The sequence below is a fragment of the Bradyrhizobium sp. Kon37 genome (assembly GCF_055807535.1).
Window position 1 is genome coordinate 1 of sequence record NZ_JBVVOY010000152.1, and the last position, 411, is coordinate 411.

Here is a 411-nt window from a genome sequence, read left to right on the forward strand (position 1 = left end):
TTCTGCCTGCGCCTGGACCACGTTGGGCGAGATCCCGCCGCTATTTGTGATGGCATAGTGTACGCGCGCTTTTTCAATAATATGTTCGTTGAGGAAGTTGGTGCCAGTGGTCATCAACGTTACGGCATCAAGGGCGCTGCGTCCCAAATGAGGGGAATTCGCGGCATGTGCTGCGATCCCTTTAAAGCGCCATGATGCCTGAATGTTTGCCAGCGTGCGGGTATTGAACATACCGGCAAAGGCTTCCGGGTGCCAGGTGAGTGCCGCATCCACATCATCAAATACCCCCTCGCGAACCATGAACGTTTTACCCGAGCCGCCTTCTTCGCCAGGACAACCATAAAAGCGCACCGTGCCGCCTTTGCCGCTGCAATAGCCGTCAAGAAATGGCTGGAACAATATGGGCAAGGC

At 55.2% G+C, this 411-nt stretch carries 1 protein-coding gene; it reads right to left on the reverse strand.

What is annotated here, in order from left to right:
- Nucleotides 1-411, reverse strand: a 411-nt coding sequence (locus AC0L3J_RS37555; protein WP_473350452.1) for an amidohydrolase, incomplete at both ends; no start/stop codon positions are given.